The sequence below is a fragment of the Haloferax massiliensis genome (assembly GCF_001368915.1).
GTDB classification, from domain to species: Archaea; Halobacteriota; Halobacteria; order Halobacteriales; family Haloferacaceae; genus Haloferax; species Haloferax massiliensis.
The window spans coordinates 148,021-170,383 of record NZ_CSTE01000003.1 but is presented as its reverse complement, the minus strand read 5'-3'; the positions used below and the strand labels follow the sequence as shown (position 1 = coordinate 170,383).

At 65.6% G+C, this 22,363-nt stretch carries 18 protein-coding genes; 4 read left to right on the top strand and 14 right to left on the bottom strand.

Translation table 11 applies throughout. The features are described from left to right. Positions 1-28 precede the first annotated feature (28 nt). The 3 genes from BN996_RS14365 to BN996_RS14355 form a co-directional block, all read right to left on the bottom strand. A complete protein-coding gene (locus BN996_RS14365) occupies positions 29-892 on the bottom strand; it encodes an HFX_2341 family transcriptional regulator domain-containing protein (protein ID WP_089780213.1) in 864 nt (287 codons plus the stop codon). Between the two features lie 542 nt (positions 893-1,434). Continuing rightward, entirely contained in the window at positions 1,435-1,842 is a 408-nt protein-coding gene (locus BN996_RS14360) for a PPC domain-containing DNA-binding protein (protein ID WP_089780211.1), read from the bottom strand. A 582-nt stretch (positions 1,843-2,424) separates the two neighbouring features. Continuing rightward, positions 2,425-3,150: an SDR family NAD(P)-dependent oxidoreductase gene (locus BN996_RS14355; protein ID WP_089780209.1), complete on the bottom strand. Its 726-nt coding sequence runs from the start codon at positions 3,148-3,150 to the stop codon at positions 2,425-2,427. A 119-nt stretch (positions 3,151-3,269) separates the two neighbouring features. On the opposite strand from BN996_RS14355, the gene BN996_RS14350 reads away from it, so the two are divergent. Beyond that, positions 3,270-4,223, top strand: coding sequence for an LLM class flavin-dependent oxidoreductase (locus tag BN996_RS14350; RefSeq protein WP_089780207.1), 954 nt, complete (start codon positions 3,270-3,272; stop codon positions 4,221-4,223). Positions 4,224-4,305: 82 nt separating this feature from the next. After that, a complete protein-coding gene (locus BN996_RS14345; protein ID WP_089780205.1) occupies positions 4,306-5,130 on the top strand; it encodes a polysaccharide deacetylase family protein in 825 nt (274 codons plus the stop codon). A gap of 26 nt (positions 5,131-5,156) precedes the next feature. On the opposite strand, the gene BN996_RS14340 is transcribed toward BN996_RS14345, so the two are convergent. From BN996_RS14340 to BN996_RS14325, 4 genes are all read right to left on the bottom strand, one after another. Continuing rightward, the gene (locus BN996_RS14340) at positions 5,157-7,664 is read right to left on the bottom strand and encodes a dipeptide ABC transporter ATP-binding protein (RefSeq protein WP_089780203.1); all 2,508 of its coding nucleotides are present in this window, start codon (positions 7,662-7,664) and stop codon (positions 5,157-5,159) included. Between the two features lie 180 nt (positions 7,665-7,844). Next, positions 7,845-8,825, bottom strand: coding sequence for an ABC transporter permease (locus BN996_RS14335; protein WP_193310960.1), 981 nt, complete (start codon positions 8,823-8,825; stop codon positions 7,845-7,847). Beyond that, entirely contained in the window at positions 8,818-9,825 is a 1,008-nt protein-coding gene (locus tag BN996_RS14330; protein ID WP_089780530.1) for an ABC transporter permease, read from the bottom strand. Before BN996_RS14330 ends, BN996_RS14335 begins: the two co-directional genes overlap by 8 nt. Positions 9,826-9,885: 60 nt before the next feature. Beyond that, positions 9,886-11,472 carry an ABC transporter substrate-binding protein gene (locus tag BN996_RS14325; RefSeq protein ID WP_089780528.1) on the bottom strand — a complete coding sequence of 529 codons (1,587 nt, stop codon included), beginning with the start codon at positions 11,470-11,472 and terminating at the stop codon, positions 9,886-9,888. A 221-nt stretch (positions 11,473-11,693) separates the two neighbouring features. On the opposite strand from BN996_RS14325, the gene BN996_RS14320 reads away from it, so the two are divergent. Further along, complete coding sequence (locus tag BN996_RS14320) at positions 11,694-12,398, top strand: creatininase family protein (protein WP_089780526.1); 705 nt, start codon at positions 11,694-11,696, stop codon at positions 12,396-12,398. A 96-nt stretch (positions 12,399-12,494) separates the two neighbouring features. Here BN996_RS14320 and BN996_RS14315 read toward each other — a convergent pair whose 3' ends face one another. Continuing rightward, complete coding sequence (locus BN996_RS14315; RefSeq protein WP_089780199.1) at positions 12,495-13,907, bottom strand: amidohydrolase; 1,413 nt, start codon at positions 13,905-13,907, stop codon at positions 12,495-12,497. Positions 13,908-14,270: 363 nt separating this feature from the next. On the opposite strand from BN996_RS14315, the gene BN996_RS14310 reads away from it, so the two are divergent. Further along, the gene (locus BN996_RS14310) at positions 14,271-15,035 is read left to right on the top strand and encodes an IclR family transcriptional regulator (protein ID WP_089780197.1); all 765 of its coding nucleotides are present in this window, start codon (positions 14,271-14,273) and stop codon (positions 15,033-15,035) included. A gap of 130 nt (positions 15,036-15,165) precedes the next feature. Here BN996_RS14310 and BN996_RS14305 read toward each other — a convergent pair whose 3' ends face one another. The 6 genes from BN996_RS14305 to BN996_RS14280 form a co-directional block, all read right to left on the bottom strand. Further along, positions 15,166-17,115, bottom strand: coding sequence for an archaea-specific SMC-related protein (locus BN996_RS14305; RefSeq protein WP_089780195.1), 1,950 nt, complete (start codon positions 17,113-17,115; stop codon positions 15,166-15,168). Between the two features lie 79 nt (positions 17,116-17,194). Beyond that, a complete protein-coding gene (gene rdfA / locus BN996_RS14300) occupies positions 17,195-17,818 on the bottom strand; it encodes a rod-determining factor RdfA (protein ID WP_042665835.1) in 624 nt (207 codons plus the stop codon). Positions 17,819-18,569: 751 nt separating this feature from the next. After that, positions 18,570-19,367, bottom strand: coding sequence for an L-rhamnose 1-dehydrogenase (gene rhcB / locus BN996_RS14295; RefSeq protein ID WP_089780193.1), 798 nt, complete (start codon positions 19,365-19,367; stop codon positions 18,570-18,572). A gap of 51 nt (positions 19,368-19,418) precedes the next feature. Next, positions 19,419-20,270 carry a 2,4-diketo-3-deoxy-L-rhamnonate hydrolase gene (rhcF, locus tag BN996_RS14290; RefSeq protein WP_042665834.1) on the bottom strand — a complete coding sequence of 284 codons (852 nt, stop codon included), beginning with the start codon at positions 20,268-20,270 and terminating at the stop codon, positions 19,419-19,421. Positions 20,271-20,360: 90 nt separating this feature from the next. Then, positions 20,361-21,119, bottom strand: coding sequence for an IclR family transcriptional regulator (locus BN996_RS14285; RefSeq protein WP_089780191.1), 759 nt, complete (start codon positions 21,117-21,119; stop codon positions 20,361-20,363). Between the two features lie 215 nt (positions 21,120-21,334). Next, positions 21,335-22,363 carry a TIGR03560 family F420-dependent LLM class oxidoreductase gene (locus BN996_RS14280; RefSeq protein WP_089780189.1) on the bottom strand — a complete coding sequence of 343 codons (1,029 nt, stop codon included), beginning with the start codon at positions 22,361-22,363 and terminating at the stop codon, positions 21,335-21,337.

The window sequence follows — 22,363 nt, the reverse complement described above, 5'->3', positions numbered from 1 at the left end:
CCTCGGGGTGCGAGAGTGGCGACTATCCCTACCGATTTTCGACGAGCGCGTCGACCGGGTTGTCGAGGGCGAAATCGACGTTCTCGGAGGGGTCTTCGGTCCGGGCTTCGAGGTCCGAGACGACCGATTCGGCCCGGTGGCGGAACGCGCGGAGCGTCTGTCTGCCCTCCTCCGTGAGTTCGAGATACCGTCGGGTTCCGCGACGGGTGACGGTGACGTAGCCCTGGTGTTCGAGCGTCGCGGTGACGCGGTTGTCGAGGACGTTGTAGTCGCCGGTGACGGGGTCGTAGTCGGCGGCGTCGCCGTCGACGCGGCCGCGCATGAAGTCGAGGCCGTAGCGGGCCGCCTCGGTGATGAGCGTCTTCTTCTTCGCGTGTTTGGCGTCGGTGTCGTGGGCCTCGATGATGGCGAGCGCGGCGACCTGGTCGGGTGAAGGAGAGTCGATTTGGTAGGTGGTCAGGAGCGACGCCCGCTCGAAGCCCTCAGTGACCGGCGCGTCGAGGCCGTGCGGCCGGACCTCGGGGTCGACGACGTAGGGTTCGGCGTCGGTGTGTTCGTCCATGCAGGCCATCGTCGCGCCGACGGCCGCGCGCTTGGTGCCGGCGGTGACGTTGACGCGGACGAAGTCGTCGGGGTGCCAGTCGGCGATGGTCGTAATCGCGCCCATCACCTCGTACATGTCGAAGAGGTCCAAGTATTCGACGTCCGGTGGGGAGCCGATTACGTCGGCGATGCGGTCGACGACCGCCTCGTGATACGTCGGGCGCTCGACCGACGGGTCGTCGTGTTCGAGGAGGTAGACCTTATCCGGCCGGTCGTCCTCGATGGGGCCGACGATGCGGTCGTGTTCGCGCCACAGGGGGACGATGTGAACGCGGAGGTGTCGTTTCATCTATCACTCTCGGCCACGACCCCCCGCGTCGAAAGTCATTCGATTGGGAGATTCTCGCACGAGCCGGCGGTAGAGCGCCTGAAGCCACACATACCGACGTACACATGCTACTCACGCTACTCACGTTACACACGGTAGTAACCGAGGAACCGACAATGTGGGGTACCGACTACGAATAGTTGCCGCCGGCCGCACTCAGACGGAACGGCGGTTGCCCCGCCGACGGCGACGCGACCACCGGTCCCCGGCCGCGTCCCCGCGGCGGAACCCGCGTCGGCGGACGCCCCCCGGAACCCTCGTTCGGCGCGTTCGGGGCGCCGGCCAGTCCGCCGACCGCACGCCCCCCACCCCCTCGCTTCGGCCCTCCACCACCGGCCGACGCCCCGACAGCGCCGACTTTTCTTCCCCGGACCGTCTCACGTCGCCCGACGAGCGCGGCGCTCTCGACCCGCGACAGTCGCACAGAAAAGAAACCGGGTGTCCGCACCGCGGCTCGCTCGGTTCGGTTCAGTTCGGCTCGGCTCGGCCCAAGCTGGGCCAGTTCAGATATCGAACACGTCGAGTCCGGTCCGCTCGTCGAGGTGGTGGGTCAACGGCGTCTCGCCGAGGTGGATGACGACCTCGAACGTCCCGGAGACGCGCGCGCCGGAACAGTGGCCGCCGAGCGTCTCGAAGTCGCGCGTTCCGACCTGAATGTGCGTGTGAATCTTGTCGGGGCCGATGTTGCCGAGGAAGCTCGTCACCTCGAACTGGCCCGTGAACTCCTCTTCGAGGTACTCCTGATCGTCCACGTCGTAGTGGCCGAGCGTGACGGAGTCGACCGCACCGATACCCGTGAGAAAGCCGTGTTCGATGTCGAACTCGTCGCGCACCGACGCGAGCGAGTCGAGGACCTGTTCGCCGGGGTCCAACCTGACGACGACCGTGTCGTCTTCTTTGACGTAGTCCATGATTGTGCCCGAGGGTCCGGTACAGCGGCGGCTGCGTAATATGTTTTGAAAGACTCAACGTTGCGGGCCAACGGTGGTGTCAGAGTACTCGATTATCTGAGTGAACTACAAACTAATCAATTTTTGTATATATTCGTCCGAGCTCTCTCTCGACACTCGACTGGCCGGTTTCGCATCGACCAGAGACCACTATCCCCGTCTCCTCATTCATCGGGGTCCCCGGGTTACCAGCCCGCTATAGACGCTTTCTCCTCGGATAGACGGGAGCAGTCGGTAGCATCGCCGTCGAAATCTCGGACTACCGACACGGTCATTCAGTCCAACCACGCTCGTCCGGTCGTCACCTCGGACACACGGACATGGAGAAAGGACCAAGGGCAGATTTAGGGCGGTCTAGCGCGTTTTCCCGCCGGATTGCGCTATCGCGGCCACCGACGAGACTCACCGATGGCGAGTCGTGCAAGAATTGAAAATCAAAACGACACATTCAAAATTATATATAAAATTTATTCTGATATGTTCGATATCAGTCGGCTCAGTCGGCGCGACGCGGAACCGCCCCTGAGTACATCGCACGTCGCGTCACCGGAGCATCGACCCGCCGTCGACCGTCAGCACCGTGCCCGTCATATAGCTCGCGCCGTCGCAGAGGAACGCGACCACGTCGGCGACTTCCTCGGGGGTTCCGATGCGTTCGAGCGGGAGGTCGGCGGCGTACTCGGCGAGCGCCGCTTCGGTCCAGAGGTTCGACTCGGTGAGAAGCGGCGTCTCGACGAGTCCCGGCGCGACGCAGTTGACGCGCACCTCGGGGCCGAGCTGTTTCGCCAGCCCCTTCGTCAGCCCGAAGACGCCCGCCTTCGACGAGGAGTAGTGGACGCCGCCGGTGGCGCTCCCGCGGAGGCCGGCGACGCTCGATACGTTGACGATGGCTCCCTCGCCGCGTTCGACCATCCCCGGGGCGACGGCGCGGGCGACGACGTACTGCCCTTTGAGGTTCACGCCGAGGACGCGGTCCCACTCGTCCGGGTCGAGGTCCGCGAGGGAGACGGCCCGCGAGATGCCCGCGTTGTTCACGAGCGCCGCCACGTCGGCGACTGATTCGACCGCGGCCACCGCGTCCGCGACCGCGTCGGGGTCGCGAACGTCAACCGCGAACTCGTGGACGCGCTCGTCGTCCCAGTCGTTCTCGCCGGTCGCGACGTCGAAGCAGGCGACGTGGTCGTAGTCCGCTCGGAGTCGCTCGACGACCGCCCGACCGATACCGCTGGACGCGCCGGTCACGATTGCCGCGCGCTGGTGGTCCGTCATGTTGTTCCGGAGGGCGCGAACCGTAGTACGTGTTGGGGTGACGGCGAGTGAAGTGTAGCAGCGGGTGACGCGATGCGAGAAGTGGTAACTGTTTTCGTGGTCGCGCGTGAGCCGTTCGTATGCAGTTCGCAGTCAACGTTCCGACCAGCGCCGGCGACTCGGTTCACTCCCAGTTGGCGTTCTGCGACGAGATCTCGTGGGACGCGCAGGTCGAGTTCGCCGTGGCGATGGAGGGCCTCGGCTTCGACGGCGTCGCAGTCCCCGACCACGTCATGACCGGCACCGGCCCCACGACGGAGTGTTTCGTCACGCTGGCCGGTATCGCCCGCGAGACCGAAGACGTGTACCTCTACCCGAAGACGGTGAACAACCACTTCCGAAACCCCGCGCTCCTCGCCAAGCAGGCCGCGACCCTCGACGCCGTGAGCGACGGACGACTGAAACTCGGGATGGGAGCCGGCTGGAAGGAGAGCGAGGCGCGGGCCTACGGCTACGACTGGCCGGACGCGCCGACTCGCCTCCGGATGCTGGAGGAGTCGATTCGGATGCTCAAGCGCCTGTGGACCGAGGAGACGGTCAGCTTCGACGGCGACTACTACAGCCTCGACGAGGCGATGTGCCGGCCGTATCCCGTCCGAGACCCGCACCCGCCCATCATGGTCGGCGGCGGCGGCGAGTCGTTCACCCTCCGAATCACCGCCCAGTTCGCCGACTCGTGGAACTTCTGGGGGCCGCCGGAGGTGATGCGACACAAACTGAACGTGCTGGAACGCCACTGCGAGGGCTACGGCCGGCCGTTCGAGGAGATAGAGCGCTCGTGGTTCGCGCGGTGTCTGATACGCGAGGACGAGGCGGAACTCGACGCCCTCCTCGACGAACACTTCCCGCGGTTCAAACCCGAGAACGTCGCCGACAGCGAGTACCCGCTCGTCGGCACGCCCGAGCAGGTCCGCGAGCGACTGGAGACGTTCGATGGGATGGGCTTCGGCGAAGTCGTCGTCGAGTTCGTTGACTTCCCCGAGACGACGAGCGCCGAACTGTTCGCCGAGCGCGTCGCGCCGGCGTTTCGGTAACTCGCGAGGCAGGAGACGATAGGTCGCCGGACGGGAGTGCGGCATGGAAACAGCTATCACATCGATTTTCGTAGGTCGAAGCGTGACTCACCACAGCGTCTGCCTCACGTTCGACTTCGACGGCGTCTCCTCGTGGATACACTCCTTCGGGTCGCCGGACAGCCCGACGAAACTGTCGAGAGGACTGTTCGGCGTCGACGTGGGCGCGCCCCGCGTCCTCGACCTCTTGGACGAGTTCGGCGTCGAGGCCACGTGGTTCACGCCGGGCCACACCATCGACAGCTTCCCCGAGGCCGCCGAGGAGGTGTGGAGCCGCGGCCACGACGTCCAGCACCACGGCTGGTCGCACACCCGCCCGCGACAGTACGAGTCGAGGGCGGCCGAGTACGACGACGTGAAACGCGGCGTCGAGAGCATCGTCGACCTCACGGGCCGGCGGCCGACCGGCTACCGCTCGCCCTCGTGGGATTTTTCGACCCACACGCTCGGCATCCTCGACGAACTCGGCTTCGAGTGGGACTCCAGCCAGATGGCGACCGACTTCGAGCCGTACCGCGTCCGCGAGGGGTGGGCCGCGCCCGCCGACGCCCCCTTCGAACGCGGCACCGAGACCGACATCGTCGAGGTGCCCGTGTCGTGGCAACGCGACGACTTCCCGGCGTTCGCGTTCAACCGCGAGCGGGGCTACGCGAACGAGAAAGCGGTGTTCCGCCAGTGGCGCGAGCAGTTCGACTGGATGGTCGACAACGTCGACGGCGGCGTGTTCGTCCTCACGATGCACCCGCAGGTCATCGGGCAGTCCCACCGGCTCGCCCGGCTCGAATCGTTCGTCGAACACGTCGCCGACGCGCCGGGCGTCGCCTTCGAAACCGTGGGCGAGGTCGCCGACCGATTCGGGTCGGCGTGAGGACGAAGTAAAGGCGGCGGCGCTTTTCAGGAGTAGTGGTGACAGCTGACGATACGGTCGAGTCCGCCGGGCGAGTCCAGCGTCGGCACCTCGGAGGTGCAGACGCTCGGCTCGACGAACGTCTCGGTCAGGAGCGACGCGGCGTCGCGCCACGCGCCATCGGCCGCGAGCGAGAGCGCGTGCTCGACGGTCGCGCCGGCGTCGCCGGCTGGGAGGCCGTCTGGGAAGTAGGTCGCGCGAGCATCGTCGGCGACGACGTCCGGGGACTCGCGCTGGACGGCCCTGACGAACCGGCGCACGCGGTCCCACTCGTCGTCACCGAGGCCGAGTTCCGCCGGGGCGACGAGACTCGGACACCGGGTGTGGAACCGACAGCCGGTGGGCGGATGAATCGGCGACGGGACGTCGCCGGACAGCGGGACCGTCTCGCGGGACACCCGCGGGTCGGGCACCGGAATCGACGAGAGGAGCGCCCGGGTGTAGGGGTGCTTCGGCGACTCGAACAGGTCGTCCTTGTCCGCGAGTTCGACCAGTTCGCCGAGGTACATCACGGCCACGCGGTCGCAGACGTGGCGGATGACGCTCAGGTCGTGGCTGATAAACAGGTACGTCAGCCCGAACTCGTCCTGAAGTTCCTTCATCGTGTTGAGCACCTGCGCCTGCACCGACGCGTCGAGTGCCGAGGTCGGTTCGTCGCAGACGATGAAGTCGGGGTCGACAGAGAGCGCCCGCGCGAGGTTGACCCGCTGGCGCTGACCGCCGGAGAACTGGTGCGGATAGCGGTTGTAGTGGTCGGCGTCGAGACCGACCGTCTCCAGCAGTTCGCGCGCCCGCCCCTCGCGGTCGCCCTCGTAGAGCCCGTGGGCCCGCATCGGCTCCTCGACGGTTTCGCCGACGGTCATCCGCGGGTCGAGCGACGCCTGCGGGTCCTGAAAGACGAACTGCATGCGCTTGCGGCGCTTCCGAAGCTCCTCCTTCGACAGTTCGGCGAGGTTCTCCCCGTCGAAGACGATGTCGCCGGACGTCGGGTCGACCAACCGGAGGAGCGTCCGCGCGAGCGTGGACTTCCCGCACCCGGACTCGCCGACGAGGCCGAGGGTCTCGCCGGGCAGGATGTCGAACGAGACGCCGTCGACCGCGCGGACGTGCTCGCGGTCGGCCGAGAAGGGGAGCAGCCCCGCGTCGCGGTCGAACCGGAGGCGGTCGAGGAAGCCGTCGCTCGCGTCGAAGTACTTCCGCAGGTCGCGCACGCTGAGCAGCGGGTCGGCGTCCGGGTCGACGGTGGAGCCGTTGCTGGCGGCGGCGGTAGCGTCAGGGGCGTCGGTGGGGCCGGTAGCGTCGGTGGCGGCGTCACCGGCGGAATCGGAAGCCGACTCGGCGGCGGTCGAAGCCGACACCGACTCGGCGTCGTCGAGCGGGACGCTCTCCCAGTAGCCCGCCTCGGCGAACGCGTCGTTGCGCAGGCACGCCGCTCGGTGCGGCGCGGCGGCGACTTCGGTGAGAGCGGTGCCGTCAGCGGTTTCTACGTCTCGGGCCTGTTCGCTCCCGCCGTCGACGACGCGGGCGTCGGGGTGGGCGTGCAGACACGCCTCGCGGGCGTGAGGACACCGCGTGTGGAAGCGGCAGCCCTGCGGCGGATTGATGGCTTCCGGCATGATGCCCTCGATGGGCGACAGGCCGTCCACGTCGCGGTCGGGCCGCGGAATCGACCCGAGGAGCGCCTCGGTGTAGGGGTGTTTCGTGTCGTGAAAGAGGTCGTCGACGGTCGCCTGCTCGACGATTTCGCCGAGGTACATCACGGCCACGCGGTCGCATATCTCGGCGACGACGCCCATGTCGTGGGTGACCCAGACGAACGACGTGTCGTAGCGCGCCGCGAGGTCCTTCACGAGGTCGAGAATCTGCGCCTCGACGGTCACGTCGAGCGCGGTGGTCGGCTCGTCGGCGATGACGAGGCTCGGTTCGCACGCGAACGCCATCGCGATGAGGACGCGCTGGCGCATCCCCCCGGAGAACTCGTGGGGGTAGTCGTCCATCCGGCGTTCGGCCTCGGGGATGCCGACCTCGCGGAGGCGCTCGACCGCGATGGCCTCGGCTTCGGCCGCCGACACGTCGCGGTTGAGCCCGATAATCTCGCTCAACTGCTCGCCGACGGTGAACACCGGGTTGAGGCTCTCCGTGGGGTCCTGAAATATCATCGCGATTTCGCGGCCCCGGACGCGCTCGCGAATCTCGCGGCTCGACAGCATCTCGGGGTCCTGCCGGGGTTCGCCGTCGGGGTCGTCGCCGCGCTCGACGCCGACGAGCAGGTCGTCTTCGAAGCGGACCTCGCCGTTGACGATGACGCCCGGCGAGTCGATGAGGCGCATGATGCTCCGCGCCGCGACGCTCTTTCCCGCGCCGCTTTCGCCGACGATACCGAGCACTTCGCCGCGCTGTACCTCGAACGAGATACCGTCGACGGCCCGGACGGTCCCCGCGTCGGTGCGGAAGTGGGTGTGCAGGTCGCGGACGGTGAGTAGCGTGTCAGACATTGGTCGTGGAATCGTGGGGGGCGCCGGTGCGTGAGATGGGTGCCTCTGCAGAACCGCGAGAGCGAGTTCCGACGCCGCCCCGAGTAGGGAGCGGTGGTTCGGCGGGCGAGCGACTGGCGGAGGCCGGGCGACTCCCGGGCCCGCGGCGAACGGTCGGTGAGAGGTGTCGTCCGTTCATCGTCAGTCGTTCGACCGCGGGTCGATTGCGTCGCGCAGGCCGTCGCCCAGCAGGTTGAAGCCGACGACCGTCGCGAGAATCGCGAGGCCGGGCCAGAGACTGAACCACGGGTTGACGATCATGTACTGCCGCGAGTGGGCGAGCATCTGCCCCCACGACGGCGTCGGGGGCTGGACCCCGAACCCGAGGAACGACAGCGACGCGACGATGAGGATGTTCACGCCGACCTGCAAGGTCGACTGGACGAGCACCGGCGCGAAGCTGTTGGGGATGATGTGGCGGAAGATGATGTGGCGGTCGCGGACGCCGGCGGCCTTCGCGGCCTCGACGTACTCCATCTCCCGGACGCTCAGCACCTGCGAGCGAATCAGGCGCGTGAACACCGGAATCGTCGTGATGGAGACGCCGACGATGGCGATGCCGAGCTCGCGGCCGAACGCGGACATGATGGCGATGACGAGGATGAGGAACGGAATCGCGTACAGCGACTCGACGAACCGCTGAAGCACGTCGTCGACCCAGCCGCCGTAGTAGCCCGAAACCGCACCGACGACCGTCCCGATGGTCATCCCGATGCCCGTCGCGATGAGACCCACCTGAACGGCGATGCGCGTTCCGTACACCAGTCTGACGAGCACGTCGCGGCCGCGGTGGTCCGTCCCGAGCGGATGGGCCCACGTCCCCGTCCCGAAGCTGTTTTCGATGCCGACCGGCGGGAGCAGGATGGCGCTGCCCGCGGAGTCGCTTTCCGGATGGTACCAGTACGTCGCCGCGAACTGGTAGTCGAACAGGTCGGCGTCGATGGTCGTCACCAGCGCGACGAGCGTCACGAGCCCGATGACGTAGAGGCCGACGCGCGACGCCGAATTGCGCCTGAGCTGTCGGAGCACCTGCGACGTGCGGGAGACAGAGCTCCGCTCGCCCGCGTCCGCGACGCCGCCCGTGTGAGCCGAGTCGCCGACGGCGGCCGTCGAATCACTCACCGGCACCACCCCCGTAGGAGATGCGCGGGTCGATGACCGCGTACAGCACGTCCACGACGAGCACGCCGAGGACGAACACGATGGCGAAGAATATCGTCGTGCCCATGATGAGCTGGTAGTCCTGCGCTCGGACCGCGGTGATGATGAGGTTCCCCATCCCGTTGATGTTGAAGACCGTCTCGGTCAGCACCGCGCCGCCGAGGGCGGTCGTCATCTGGATGCCGATAACCGTGAGCACCGGCAGTTGCGCGTTCTTGAACGCCTGCCGCCGGAGAATCGTCCGCTCGGAGACGCCGTAGGCGCGGGCGAGTTGGACGTAGTCCTTGTTGAGCACTTCGAGCATCGACGACCGCTCGATGCGCGTGATGGCCGCCATCTGGAGCGTCCCCAGCGTGATAGAGGGGAGTATCAGATGCGACGCCGCGGTCGCCAGCACGTCCAGTCTCGACGTCGCGCCGTCGACCGACGCGGGGTCCGCCCACGGCATGACGAGCCCGCTCGGCGGCAGGAGGTCGCCGTAGTACGCGAACACGATGATGAGCAGCAGGCCGACCCAGAAGCTGGGCGTGCTGACGCCGACGAGCGACGTGATGCGAGCGAGGTGGTCGTAGCCGTTGTTACGGTTCTTGGCGGCGAAGATACCCAGCGGAATCGCCGAGCCGATAGCGAGGGTGAAACTCGACGCGAGGAGGAGCAGCGTCACCGGAAGCCGCTCCAGAATCTTCTCCGTGACCGGGACTCCCCCGTAGTGGATGCTCGTCCCGAAGTCGCCCGTGGCGACCGCCGCGACGTACTTGACGTACCGGACGTACAGCGGCTGGTCGAGGCCGTACCTCGCGCGAGCGGCCTCGATGGCCGCCGCGTCGGCGCTCGGCCCGACCAAGATGCGAACCGGGTCGCCGGGAATCGAGTTGATGAGGACGAACGTGACCGTAACGACGAACAACAAGACCGGGACGATTTGGAGTAATCGCCGTCCGATGTAGCCGGTTGTCGTCATTGATAGGGTGGATGGGGAGAGAGCATATAACGTTTGGTAACTGTTACCGTCTGTTGGAGATCATCTGTCGACCGAGACGTTGTTGTAGGAGGTGAGGAGCCGCGGGTTCTGCGGCGAGACCGGGTGTACCTGGAAGTCGCTGACGGTGGACTTCACCCCGTAGGAGTTCTTGTAGTTGAACGCGGGGAGGTGGACCTTCTCCTCCAAGAGCGTCGAGATGGCCGACTGGTAGAGCTGTTGGCGCTCGTCGCGGTCGGTCGACTCGCGCGCGCCCTGAATCTGCGCCATGACCTCGTCGTTCCGGTAGTAGACGCCCTGATTCACGCCCTCGGAGTCCTCGTGGAACAGGTTGTAGATGAAGTCGTCGGGGTCGGGGTAGCGGACCCATCCGAGGACGTAGATGTTGTAGTCCGAGGCGTTTCCGGTGTACGCGCGGCTGAGCATCGCGCCCCAGTCGAGCCGTTCGACGTGGGCCTCGTAGCCGGCCTCCTTGATGCCGTTGGCGATAGAGAGGCCGATGTTCTCGCGGTTGTCGTCCGGCGGGACGATGATTTTCGCGTCCCAGTCGGCGGGGACGCCGGCCTCCTCGAACAGCGCCGTCGCCTGCTCGACGTCCTTGTCGTTCGGAATCTCCATCCACTCTTCGAGCGGCATGTCCCACTCTTCGACCATCGGACCCGGAAGCGGGCCGTACTGGCGGAGTCCGGCCGGGTCGATGTAGCGTTCGACCGCGTCGTCCATCGAGAAGCTGTAGTCGATGGCCTCGCGGACGCGCTTGTCGGCGGTCGGCCCCTCGTTGCAGTTGAACGCGACGTAGAAGTAGCCGACGCTCTCCACCTCGGAGATGCTCGTGTCCTCGGTGCTCTCGACGGTGTCCCAGAGCCGCGGCGGAATCGTCTCGATGACGTCCACGTCGCTCGTTCTGAGGTTGGTGACGCGCGTCGTCGACTCCGTGATGGGCGTGAACTCGACGCCGGCGACGTTGGGCAGTTCGTCGCCCCAGTAGTCGTCCCAGCGTTCGAGCGTGACGTAGTTGCTCTCTTCCCACTCGACGAACCGGAACGGCCCCGAACCGATGGGCTGTTCGGTGCTGAACGCCTCCTTGTCCTCCTCGCGGACGGTCTCCGGCACGACCTGATGGGTGAGGACGTGCTGGAACATCGCGTAGGGGTTCGAGAGGTCGAACTGGACCGTCGTCTCGTCGATGGCCTCGACGGAGTCGATGACGCTGAAGATGCCCAGGAGGGGCGTCTCCTCCTCGATGGGCGCGCGGAACGAGTAGGCCACGTCCTCGGCGGTGACCGGGTCGCCGTTGTGGAACATCGCGTTGTCGACGATCTCGACGGTGTAACGGGTGTTGTCCCGCTCGATGGTCGGCATACTCGTCGCGAGGTTCGGGACCACGTCCGTCCCCTCGCCGTAGGTGTACAGCTGGCTGAACACTCGGTTGGCGACGAGCGCGTCCGGGTTCGAAAGCTGGGTTATCGGGTCGAATCGAACGGGGTTCAGCGACTGGCCGATGCGTATCGTCGCGCCGGAACTCCCGGCAGCCGTCTCCGTGCCGCCACTCGTAGTCGTTTCGCCGCCGCCACCGTCGCCCTCGGTCGTCGCTTCGGACCCGGAGTCGGACGTACAACCGGCGAGCAGGACGGGTATCGACGCACCCGTCGTTTTCAGTATATCTCTACGTGAGACACTCTCTCTCATCATTGACGCCGAATCATTTCGGCATCACCAACATAAGCATTTGCATACTGTGCACTCGTTTCCGCTTACCCACTCAGACTGCCTAATTGTGAACCATTATATATCGGAACTGTGCGTATCTCTCTATGGACTCAACGGAGTCACAGTCGCTCCTAGCGGAGATGACGTGGCAGGAAGCCGAAACCGCGTTCGACGAGGCGGACTTCGTCGTGCTCCCCTGCGGGGCAACCGAACAGCACTCGACGCACCTCCCGACCTCGGTCGATTCCATCCGGGCGGAGAACCTGACCGCGGAACTCGCCGCGGCCGCGCCGGAACACGACTTGAATCTCCTCGTTCTGCCGGTCCTCCCGTACGGCTACTCGGAGCACCACATCAACTACGCGGGGACGATTTCGCTCGGAGCCGACACGTACCAAGAGATAATCATCGACGTGGGCCGGTCGGTCCAGCGCCACGGCGCGACCCGGTTTCTCGTCGCCAACTTCCACGGGGGCAACATCGAGCCGCACAAACTCGCCCTCGACCGACTCCAGCGCGACCACGAACTCGACTCGTACTACGCCCACTGGACCGACTTCGCCCGCGACCAGTTGGAAGCGCGGTTCGGCACCGAGTGGGGTCACGCCGGCGAGTACGAGACGAGCGTCATCGAACACTACCGACCCGACCTCGTCCGCGGCGACCGCAAGACGCCGCAGACGAAGAAGAACCGCTACGAGGTCCGCCAGTACGCCCACTTCGACGACCTGACCGTCGAGGGGGGCCTCGGCGACCCGACGCAGTCCGATCCCGAGTTCCTCGAAGACGTCATCGAGGCGACGACCGACCGCATCCTGACGCACCTCCGGTCGGAACTGGAGTAACGCGAGTCTCGGCGACGGAAGAACGGACAGAAGCGAGCGAAACCGCGTACCGGAACCGGAGCCGAAACGAGGGCTGATTTTCCCGACGCTCGCCGCCTACAGCGTGAGGTGGAACGGCGGCTCCGTCCCCTCCGGCAGCGCCGTCTCGTACTCGCCGGGCACGGACGCCTCGAACTCCTCGCGGGCCGCCGCCACCAGCGCCTCGTCCGAAAACAGGTCGAGCGTCGTCGCCGCGAGGACCTTCGCGGCGTACACCGCGGCCTTCGACCCGAAGCTCCCGTTTGCGGCGACCGCCTGCCACGTGTGCGAGGGCGTCCCCACCGGCCACGACGCCGCCCAGAACTGCGCGGTCGGCGTAATCCAGCTCACGTCGCCGACGTCCGTCGAGCCGTTGAGCACGGTCCCCACGTCGTAGGAGGGCTGGGCGTCCGGATACAGCACCGACGAGCGCGCCGCCTCCCGCCGCTCCTCGGGGAGTTGCGCCGTCCGCGCCTCGATGGTCTCCGCCGACAGCGTCTCCCGAAGCTCCGCGGCGAACTCGCGGTCCTCGTCGGTGTACGGGATGGGGCCGGCGAGTCGCATGTTCTCCAGCAGTGTATCCGACAGCGCGTGGTTCGCCACGTAGTCGTAACAGCCGGTGTGGAACCGCCGCGACACCGTCGTCTGGGTCATGAGCGCCGCGCCCTCGGCCACGTCGTCGAGCCAGTCGGTGATGCGGTCGACCTCGTCGCGGGTCGGCGCGCGGACGTAGAACCACGCCGTCGCCTCCGCGGGGACGACGTTGGGCGCGCCGCCGCCGTCGGGGATGGTGTAGTGGATGCGGGCGTCGTCGGAGACGTGCTCGCGCATGAACTCCGACCCGGTGTTCAGCAGTTCGACGGCGTCGAGCGCGCTCCGACCCGACTGCGGGCTGTCGGCGGCGTGGGCCGACTCGCCGTGAAACGTGTACTCGACGGAGTTCATCGCGAGCGTCTGCGCCATGAACGGCGCGCTGAGGTGGCTCGGGTGCCACGTGAGCGCGGCGTCGAGGTCGTCGAACGCCCCGTCGCGGGCCATGAACACCTTGCCGACGAGAATCTCCTCGGCGGGACAGCCGAAGAACGTGACCGTCCCCTCGGCCCGCCCGTCGTCGATGGCGCGCTTCGCGGCGAGGGCGGCCCCCACGCCGGCGACGCCGAAGAGGTTGTGTCCACAGCCGTGGCCCGGCGCGCCGACTTCGACGGGTTCCCTGCTCGACGACACCGTCTGGGACAGCCCGGGCAGGGCGTCGTACTCCCCGAGGATGCCGACGTGCGGGTCGCCCTCGCCGTAGGTCGCGCTGAACGCCGTCGGCATCCCGCCGATGCCCTCGGTGACGTCGAATCCCGCGTCGCGGAGGACCGACGAAAGCGACTCGGCGGACTCGGTCTCGTGAAGCCCGAGTTCGGGCGTCTCCCAGAGCGACTCGGCGAGCGAGACGAGCTCCGCCTCCAGCGACTCGACCGTTTCGAACGTCTCGTTGTGGTTCATTGAGTTTCGTCCGAATCGACTGGAGAAACGATAATAACACTTCCGGACCGGTGGACGTTCGGGCTCCGATTAACCCACAGAAGAGACTATTCACGAGGAACGAATGCGAACACCGGGAGACGCCGAAATCGTGCGAGCGGCGTACCCCCCGCCTTTCGGATGCGTCCGTACCGCTCTCTGCCGATTTCGGTCGCCGACCTCGCCGTCTCTGGGCCGGGGCGTCGCACCCCGGTCCGGCCACAGGGCGTGCGTATCGTTCACAAACGACTCGTTTCGGCGACAGCGTGGCCCGCATTCGCCATCGAACAACTGGTATTCGGGAGAGCCGAAACGACTATGTGCAATGGTGACGACCCGCAGGTAATGACCGAAACCCCGAACGACCGCTCGCTCAAAACGACGGTCACAACCCTCAGAATCGTCGAATTGCTCAGGGAACGCGACGGTGCCGGCGTGACCGAAATCGCCCGCGAACTCGACATCGCGCCGAGCACTGCACACACCCACGTGACGACCCTCGAAGCGCAGGAATACGTGGTTAAAGAGGGCGATACGTACCATCTCGGGCTTCGCTTCCTCGGTCTCGGAAACTTCGTCCGGACGCGGAAACGAAAATTCGGGAAGGCCGAACACTACACCAACGTCCTCTCCGAGGAGTCGGAACGGCGCTCGATTTTCACCGTCGAGGAGCACGGGCGGGGCGTGTACGTCCACACCGCACCCGGAAAACACGGCGTCTGGACGCAGTCGACGGTGGGAAAGCGCGTCTATCTCCACTCGACGGCGAGCGGGAAGGCCATTCTCGCCAATATGCCGCGAGAGCGGGTCCGAGAAATCATCAACCGGATCGGCCTCCCGAAGGAGACCGAACAGACGATTCACGACGAGGAGGCGCTGTTCGACGAACTCGACGAGATCAGAGAGCGCGGCTACGCGCTGAACGTCGAAGAGCAGATTAGCGGCGTCCGCGCGGTCGGCGCTCCCGTCATGGGACCGGACGGCGACGTGTTCGGCGCGCTGAGCGTCGCCGGCCCCTCAAACCGAATGAAAGGCGAGCAGTTCGACCGTCTCACCGAGGTCCTCCTCGGCATCGCCGAGGAACTCGAACTGAGCATCGCGCTCTCCTGAACGCGCCGCAGTCGTCCTCGCAGTTCTCCGGTCAACGTTACATCGCTATTAGTGTAACTCGAAACGGACCACTTCGGCCGAGACGCGGCACAGTTCGGGGTCGAAAAAACAGAAAACGAGAACGACCTCGTTACGCCGGCGAGTAGCGCGGGTACGCGCTGTCGACGGCCTGCGCGTCCTCTTCGAGGAGGGCGACGACGAGGTAGTCGGCGTAGTCGGCGAAGTAGTCCACGAGCCGCGAGATGCGGTTCGAGTCGATGGCCTCAAGCGAGTCGAGGACCATGAACGGCACCGTCTCGTAGACGTCGTGGATGAGGTAGCCCGCGAGCGCGAACACGAGGCCGGTCACCTCGCGCTCGGACTCCGAGAGGTGCGCCACGGAGTCCTCGTAGCTCACGCCGTCTTCGTTCGTCCGGATGACGTGGAGGTCGAAGACGGACTTCGTGACCTTCCTTCGGCCCTCCCGAACCCGCTTTGCGGTGCGCTCGATCCAGATGCGTTCGAGGTTGTCGTATTCGAGCACGTCGAGCACGTCGTCCATGTGGGTGTTGAACTCCTCGACGGCCTCGGATTCGAGGCGCTTGATACGCGTCCGGAGCTCTTCGAGTTCGTCTTCGATGTCCTCGCGGGCCGCTTCGAGTTCGTCGCGCTCGTCGAGTTTGCGCTCGATGTCGTCGATTTCGTCTTCGACGTCTTCGAGGTCGCTGCGGAGGCGTCCGAGGTCGTATTCGAGCTGGTTCGCCTCGCGGTGGAGGTCGAGCAGGTCGCCGTGTTCCTCGCTTTCGAGTTCGTCGACCGTCTGTTCGAGCGACTCGATTTCGGCTTCGAGGTCCGAGCGGTCGGACTTGAGCTCCTCGATGCGCTCCTGGCGAGTCTCGCGCTCGCTTTCGATTTCAGACAGGCGGCGCTCGATGCGGTCGCGCTCGCGCTGGCGGCGCTCGTAGGTGGACTTCTCGTCTTCGAGTTCGGAGAGCTGTTCGCGGTGTTCGCGGTTGTCTTCGAGTTTCTCCTCGCGGAGCGTCCGGAGACGTTCGATCGTCCCTTCGATTTCGGACTTGTCGACCTCGGAGCCGCACGTCCAGCAGACGACCTGGTCGTCGCCGAGCAGTTGGTCGGTGACGCTCCCGCCGGAGTCGTCGGCGTCTCGGAGCGCGTCGACGACGTCCGAGGAGGTTCCAGAGAGCATCTCCTCGTTGAACTGAATCACGGACTGAAGCTCGTTGACGGTCGACTGAATCTCCTGTCGGCGCGTCCGGAGCCGGCTGATCTCGGAGTCGATTTCGTCGATCTTGCCGCCGACGACCTCGGGGAGGTCCTCGGCGTCGTCCGAAAGTTCGTCTTCCTCGGATTCGAGCGCGTCGAGGCTCTGTTTCTCCGTCTCGATGCGGCGGTCGACGTCGTTGATGTCGCGGCGCTTGCTCCGGAGGTCGCCGAGCTTGGATTCGAGTTCGCTCTCGACTTCCTGACGCTCGCTCACGCTGGCGTCGTACTCCTCGACCTCTTTTTCTTTCTCGGCGAGTTCCTCTTCTTTCTCCTCGATTTGGTCTTCGAGCTTCGTCCGCCGGCGTTCGAGCTGCGGCAGGCGGTCAGAGAGGTTGCTGAGCGTCGAGAGCTCGTCGGCGATGTCGCGTTTCTCCTGCTGGAGCGACTCGATCTGCTCGTTTATCGACTCGACGTCGACCGGGCGCATGATGAGGTCGCGGAGGTCGTCGCCGCGGGCGACCGCCTGCCGGGCGTCGTTCGTTTCGAGCAGGAACGCAAACAGGTCAGCGAGGTCCGGGTCGTCGAGGACCGGGTTCCCACCGGAGATGACCGCGTCGCCCTGTCGCTCGAACGTCCGGGTGTACGTCTCGTCGCCGATCGTGAGTTCGACCGACCCCTCGTCTGCGTCGCCTTTGAGCGCGACGTCGTCGCTCCCGTGTGCGGCCATGATGGACCGCAAGAGCGACGTTCGGTTCGTGGCGTTCCGACCCGCCAACACCGTCACACCCGGCTCGAACGACGTTGACAGGTTGTCAATGCCACCGATGTTCTCGACCGAAAGGTGGACTTTGGATCTTGACACTTGTTCTGAGCTCATACCTTGATGCTATAGGTACATCAATATAAAATCACCCGTTGAATCGAGCGGAATGTGACAGAGCTAAGTATGTAATCGTTTAGTTCGACGTGCTTTCGTCGCAGTCGCACCCGCCGCGCCGAAGCAGTTCGACGACTTCGTACTGCGTCCCGCAGTCTCGGCAGTACACCTGCGTATCGACGAGGACGTCGAAGTCTCCGAGCCGGAGTTTGCTCGTGTTGCGGAGCGAGCTCAGGCTCTGTTCGATGACCGCGACCAGTCGACCGCGGAGTCGCTGGATGGACTCGACGACGTTGTCGATTCTGTTTCCGGACGAGGACTCTTTCGAGACGCCCCGAATCTCCGTCAGATAGGTGTAGACCGCCTGATGAGAGACGAAGTCCGAGAGCAATTGGTCGACGTCGACGCCGCGGGACTGGAGCGTGTTCTTCGCCTGAACGCGCATCCCCTCCGTGGTCTCGTCGCCGGTGAGAAGCGTATAGAGGTTCTCCACCTCGCCTTCGAGAACGTCCTCGCCCGCCTCGCGCAGCGCGGCGTCGAGCACCCGTTCGTTCATCAGATCCGCGAGGTCCCGGAGGCTATCGCTGTCCTCGGGGGCCGTCCACCGCTCGGCGAGTTGCTCGCCGAACCCGTCTAAGTCGTACGTCTCGATGACCCGCTCTACCTTACTCAGGCGACGGTTCGTGCTTTGATCGGTACCCATTACCCGGATTTCACACGGTAGCGTAAAATATCTTCAGGTTCGAGCCCGGTTCGACGGCCCGAGCGGTGCGCCCACGGACTGAATCGAAGGGGGCGTATCCGGCAGTGCCGGACCGAGCGCGCGAACGAAGAGCCGGTGGCGCGGACCGGTGTCCCTCAGACCGACGAGTCGGACTCGGCCGTACCCGGACGTTGGTCATCAAAAAATGGAGTATCAATGGGACGTCGTGCTCGGGTGGCGGCCGCACTGCATATCCGCGAGTACCGATTGGCAGGTGTACTCCGTGGCGGCCACCGAGCGTACGTGATGGTCGTCGTACTGATGGCTATCGTGCTGGACGCACGGGATACTGGTCGCACGTGATCAGACCGATCTGATCACATGTTACCACGAGACACATCGATATAACAGTTGTGTAGTTGGCAACCGCGGTCACACGGGCGGAGGCCGGACCTCGCCTCCGAACGAGAGGAACGCGCGAGGCGGACGTCTCAGACTGGTTGGCCCCCCTCTGCGGCGCGCGTCGTGGCACGCCTCCGGGGCGACCGTCACCGAACATTGACGTAATCTATATCCGACGATGCCGGACCGGCGGAGGCGACCGTGCATCGACGCGAAGAGCGCGGGGACGGACGACTCGGGCGATAGGGACCAGTTCGAAAAGACGGGTTCGCTCACGGGGAGACGATCGGAACCCACAAATATCGCGCGGACCTATGTGGGCGAGTCACCGGGCGCCTCCTCGTCGAAGTCAGTGTTTGAGGTAACCGCCGTCGACGGCGATGGACTCGCCGGTTATCCAGTCGCCCTCCTCGGAGAGCAGGAGAACCGCGACGTGGCCGACTTCTTCGGGCTGGCCGATTCGGTCGAGGATGTGCGCGTCGAGCGTCTCCGCGAGGATTTCGTCCGACGACTTACCGGACTGCTCGGCGTGCTCGTCGAGCCACGTCTCGACCATCGGCGTCTCGACGGTACCCGGTTTGAGCGCGTTGACGGTGATGCCGTGGTCGCTCAGTTCCTTCGCCAGCACGGTCGTGAAGGCGAGGACTGCCGCCTTGGACGCGCCGTACGCGCCCTGTCCGGCGAACGGTCGCTCCGCGCCGACCGACGAGATGTTGACGATGCTCCCCTCGACGTCTCGGTCGACCATCCGGGCGGCGACGGCCTTGGAGACGAGGAACGTACCCTTGGCGTTCACCTCGAAGTGGAGGTCCCAGTCGTCTTCGGTCGTTTCGAGGAGCGGGACGGCCTGCTGGACGCCCGCGTTGTTCACGAGACCGTGGATGTCACCGAGCGCCTCGATGGCGGCGTCGACGGCGGTTTCGACGCCCGCGGCGTCCGTCACGTCGACCTCGTACACCGCGGCCTCACCGCCCTCCTCGCGGACGAGTTCGGCGGTCTCGGCGGCCACCTCGGGTTTCGTGTCGAAAATCGATACGTCGGCTCCGGCGCGGGCGCAGCGGACCGCGATACCGCGGCCGATGCCGCGCGCGCCGCCGGTGACGACGATATGCTTGTCTCTCAGTCGGGTGTCTGTGTGCGTGCTCATAGTCGGTAGTACCGGGATATCGTATAAATAATTGCGCTGTGCGGCGGCCGGTTACTCGTCGCGCTCGGCGACGACCGGGTTGGTGAGCGTGCCGATGCCCTCGATTTCCACGTCGACGCTGTCGCCCGGTTCGAGCAGTTCCGGCGGGTCGCGGAAGATGCCGACGCCGCCGGGCGTGCCGGTGGAGATGACGTCTCCCGGTCGGAGCGTCGTGATGCCGCTTATGTACTCGACGACCTCGTCGACGCCGAAGATGAACTCGGAGGTGTTGGACTCCTGTTTCGTCTCGCCGTTGACGCGACAGGCCACGTCGAGGTCGTGCGGGTCGACGTCGCCCTCGGGGACGAACGTCGGCCCCATCGGGGCGAAGGTGTCGTAGCTCTTGCCGCGGAAGAACTGGCCGTCGTCGAACTGCGCGTCGCGGCCGCTCACGTCGTTGATGGCGGTGTAGCCCGCGACGTAGTCGAAGGCGTCCTCGGCGTCCACGTTCTTGGCCGTCTGCCCGATGACGACGCCGAGTTCGACCTCGTAGTCGACCTCGTCGATGGCCGCCGGGTGGACGATGGGGTCGCCGGGGTTCGTGACGGACGTGCCGGCCTTACCGAACAGGAGCGGGCGCTCGGGGACTTCTTCGTCCTGTTCTTCGGCGTGGTCGTGGTAGTTGAGCCCGACGCAGACGATTTTTCCGGGGCGCGGGACGGGCGCGAGGAGCTTCACGTCCTCGACGGGGACCGACTGGTCCTCGGCGGCGTCCGCGGCGTCCTCGACGACGGTGAGGAAGCCGGGGCTGTTCAGGTTCTGGACGGTGACGTCTTCGCGGAGGCCGGAGAGCGGGACGACGTCGTCGTCGCGGCGGACGCCCCATTCGGGGGCACCGCCCGCGGTGTATCGAACGAGTTGCATCGTTACAGTCTGCCACACCGTGATACGTAACTGTTGCGCTCTACGCAGCATTACGACGGCCGGGCGGAAACGCGGGCGCGAGGTGGTCAACTACGAGTACGTCAGGTTCACCTCGATGACGTTCGCGCTCTTGAGAATCTGGTTCGGCAGTTCCTCGGTGAACCGCTCCTCTCGCATCCGGCTTTTCGGCCCCGAGACGCTCACGGCGGCGATGGCGTAGTCGTCCTCGTTGAGTATCGGCGCGGCCACACAGCGCATGCCCTTGACGCGCTCTTCGTCGTCGTACGAGTAGCCGCGCTCGCGGACCTGTTCCAACACGTCGAACAGTTCCTCGCGGTCGGTGATAGACCGGTCCGTCACCGCCTCCAAGCCGTGGCGGTCGAGGATTCGTTCGACCTCCTCTCGCGGCCGGTTCGCCATGATGGACTTCCCGAGCGCGGTCGTCTGTAGCGGGACGCGCATCCCTGCGTGGGTGTCCAGCCTGACGGCGTCGGGACCCCGCGAGCGGTACAGGAAGACGCCGACGCCGTGTTCCTCTATCATCAGGTTCGCGTGCTCGCCGGTCACCTGCGCGAGTTCGTTTATCTCGGGACGCGCGATTTTGAACACCTTCTGGCGGGACCGCGCGTGCGCACCCAGTTGGAGAAAGCGAGTGCTGACGTAGTAGGTGTCGTCCTCCTTGACGAGGTACTCCTGTTGCTCCAGCGTCCGCAGGTGGTCGTGAATCGTGCTGGTGGGCTTGTCCAGTCGCTTGGCTACCTCCGAGACGCCCGCCCCGTCGAGTTCCCGCAAGAGGTCGACGAGTTCGAGCGAGATTTTGACCGCGTTGACCGGAACGTCTGACGTCATAGTTAGTTATGAAACTCCATCCTTCAAAGGTCTTTCCGCTATGGCCGGAAGTGAACCAGCGTCGAAGAACGTGTTCCAGCGCGTCTGAAATGGCGAAGTGATGGCGCTCACGGGGTCTATGCGGTGATAACCAAACAACGTGAAAAACGAATCAACGAGTGAAATCCAGAACGAAAAAGCGGACCGACCGCGGCGCGGTCGACCCGCAGGGTGCCTCAGCTGAACTGCGGGATGACTTCGTCCGCGAACAGTTCCATGCCGTCGGTGTCGGGGAAGTCGATGAACCAGCCCTGGAACTTCGTCACGCCCGCGTCGATGCGGCGCTCGATGGCCTCCGCGCACTCCTCGGGCGTCCCCATGATGAAGTACTCCCGGGCGTCTTCCTCCGTCACGATGGGCGCTTGGTCCTGATACTCCGCTTCGAACTGGATGGGCGTCATCAGGTCGAGCAGGCGGTCGAACTTCTCCTCGTCGCGGGTGCAGATGACGTGGCCGTCCCACGAGTACTCGATGTCGTCGGGGTCGCGGCCGACGGTCTCGCAGTGGTCTTCGATGACGCCGATTTTGTGTTCGAGCGTCTCCACGTCGCCGTTGAACACGTCGGTGTTCCACACGTCGGCGTGCTTGGCGACGAGTTTGAGCGTGACCTCCTCGCCCTGTCCGCCGACGAGGATGGGCGGATGGGGGTCCTGTACGGGACCCGGAACGCAGTAGGCGTCCTCGATTTGGTAGTGCTTCCCGTCGAAGCTCGCGCCGTCGGTCCCGGCGGCCCACATGCGCTTCATGAGACGGATGGACTCGTCGAGCCGCATCAGGCGCTCGAAGCCGTCGCGGTACTCCCAGCCGTAGGCGTCGTACTCCGGCTCGTGCCAGCCCGCGCCGAGACCGAGTTCCAGTCGCCCGTCGGAAATCACGTCGAGCGTCGCGGCCATCTTGGCGACGAGCGCCGGGTTGCGGTAGTCGTTACAGAGGACGAGCGAGCCGAGGTTGATGTCCTCCGTGAAGCCGGCGATGGCCGACAGCAGCGTCCAGCACTCGTACTCGGCGTGGTCGCGGCCCAACAGCAGGTGGTCGGGTGCCCACGCCGCGTCGAAGCCGAGTTCCTCCGCCTTCTGGACGCCCATCTTGGTCGCCTCCCAGTCGAGCGCCTCGTACTGCGGCGTGTCGCGGTGCGTCGGCTCGGACCCCTCGTCGGGCGCGCCGGCGAAGACGGGGACGTTGTACTCGAAGCTGATGTCAGACAT

Excerpts from the sequence above, each read along its gene's own strand:
- BN996_RS14320 (WP_089780526.1), top strand. The coding sequence starts at position 11,694 with ATGACGTGGCAGGAAGCCGAAACCGCGTTCGACGAGGCGGACTTCGTC.
- rhcB (WP_089780193.1), bottom strand. The coding sequence starts at position 19,367 with ATGAGCACGCACACAGACACCCGACTGAGAGACAAGCATATCGTCGTC.
- BN996_RS14340 (WP_089780203.1), bottom strand. The coding sequence starts at position 7,664 with ATGTCTGACACGCTACTCACCGTCCGCGACCTGCACACCCACTTCCGC.
- BN996_RS14305 (WP_089780195.1), bottom strand. The coding sequence starts at position 17,115 with ATGAGCTCAGAACAAGTGTCAAGATCCAAAGTCCACCTTTCGGTCGAG.
- BN996_RS14355 (WP_089780209.1), bottom strand. The coding sequence starts at position 3,150 with ATGACGGACCACCAGCGCGCGGCAATCGTGACCGGCGCGTCCAGCGGT.
- BN996_RS14315 (WP_089780199.1), bottom strand. The coding sequence starts at position 13,907 with ATGAACCACAACGAGACGTTCGAAACGGTCGAGTCGCTGGAGGCGGAG.
- BN996_RS14280 (WP_089780189.1), bottom strand. The coding sequence starts at position 22,363 with ATGTCTGACATCAGCTTCGAGTACAACGTCCCCGTCTTCGCCGGCGCG.
- BN996_RS14350 (WP_089780207.1), top strand. The coding sequence starts at position 3,270 with ATGCAGTTCGCAGTCAACGTTCCGACCAGCGCCGGCGACTCGGTTCAC.
- BN996_RS14330 (WP_089780530.1), bottom strand. The coding sequence starts at position 9,825 with ATGACGACAACCGGCTACATCGGACGGCGATTACTCCAAATCGTCCCG.
- BN996_RS14360 (WP_089780211.1), bottom strand. The coding sequence starts at position 1,842 with ATGGACTACGTCAAAGAAGACGACACGGTCGTCGTCAGGTTGGACCCC.
- rdfA (WP_042665835.1), bottom strand. The coding sequence starts at position 17,818 with ATGGGTACCGATCAAAGCACGAACCGTCGCCTGAGTAAGGTAGAGCGG.
- BN996_RS14310 (WP_089780197.1), top strand. The coding sequence starts at position 14,271 with ATGACCGAAACCCCGAACGACCGCTCGCTCAAAACGACGGTCACAACC.
- rhcF (WP_042665834.1), bottom strand. The coding sequence starts at position 20,270 with ATGCAACTCGTTCGATACACCGCGGGCGGTGCCCCCGAATGGGGCGTC.
- BN996_RS14285 (WP_089780191.1), bottom strand. The coding sequence starts at position 21,119 with ATGACGTCAGACGTTCCGGTCAACGCGGTCAAAATCTCGCTCGAACTC.
- BN996_RS14365 (WP_089780213.1), bottom strand. The coding sequence starts at position 892 with ATGAAACGACACCTCCGCGTTCACATCGTCCCCCTGTGGCGCGAACAC.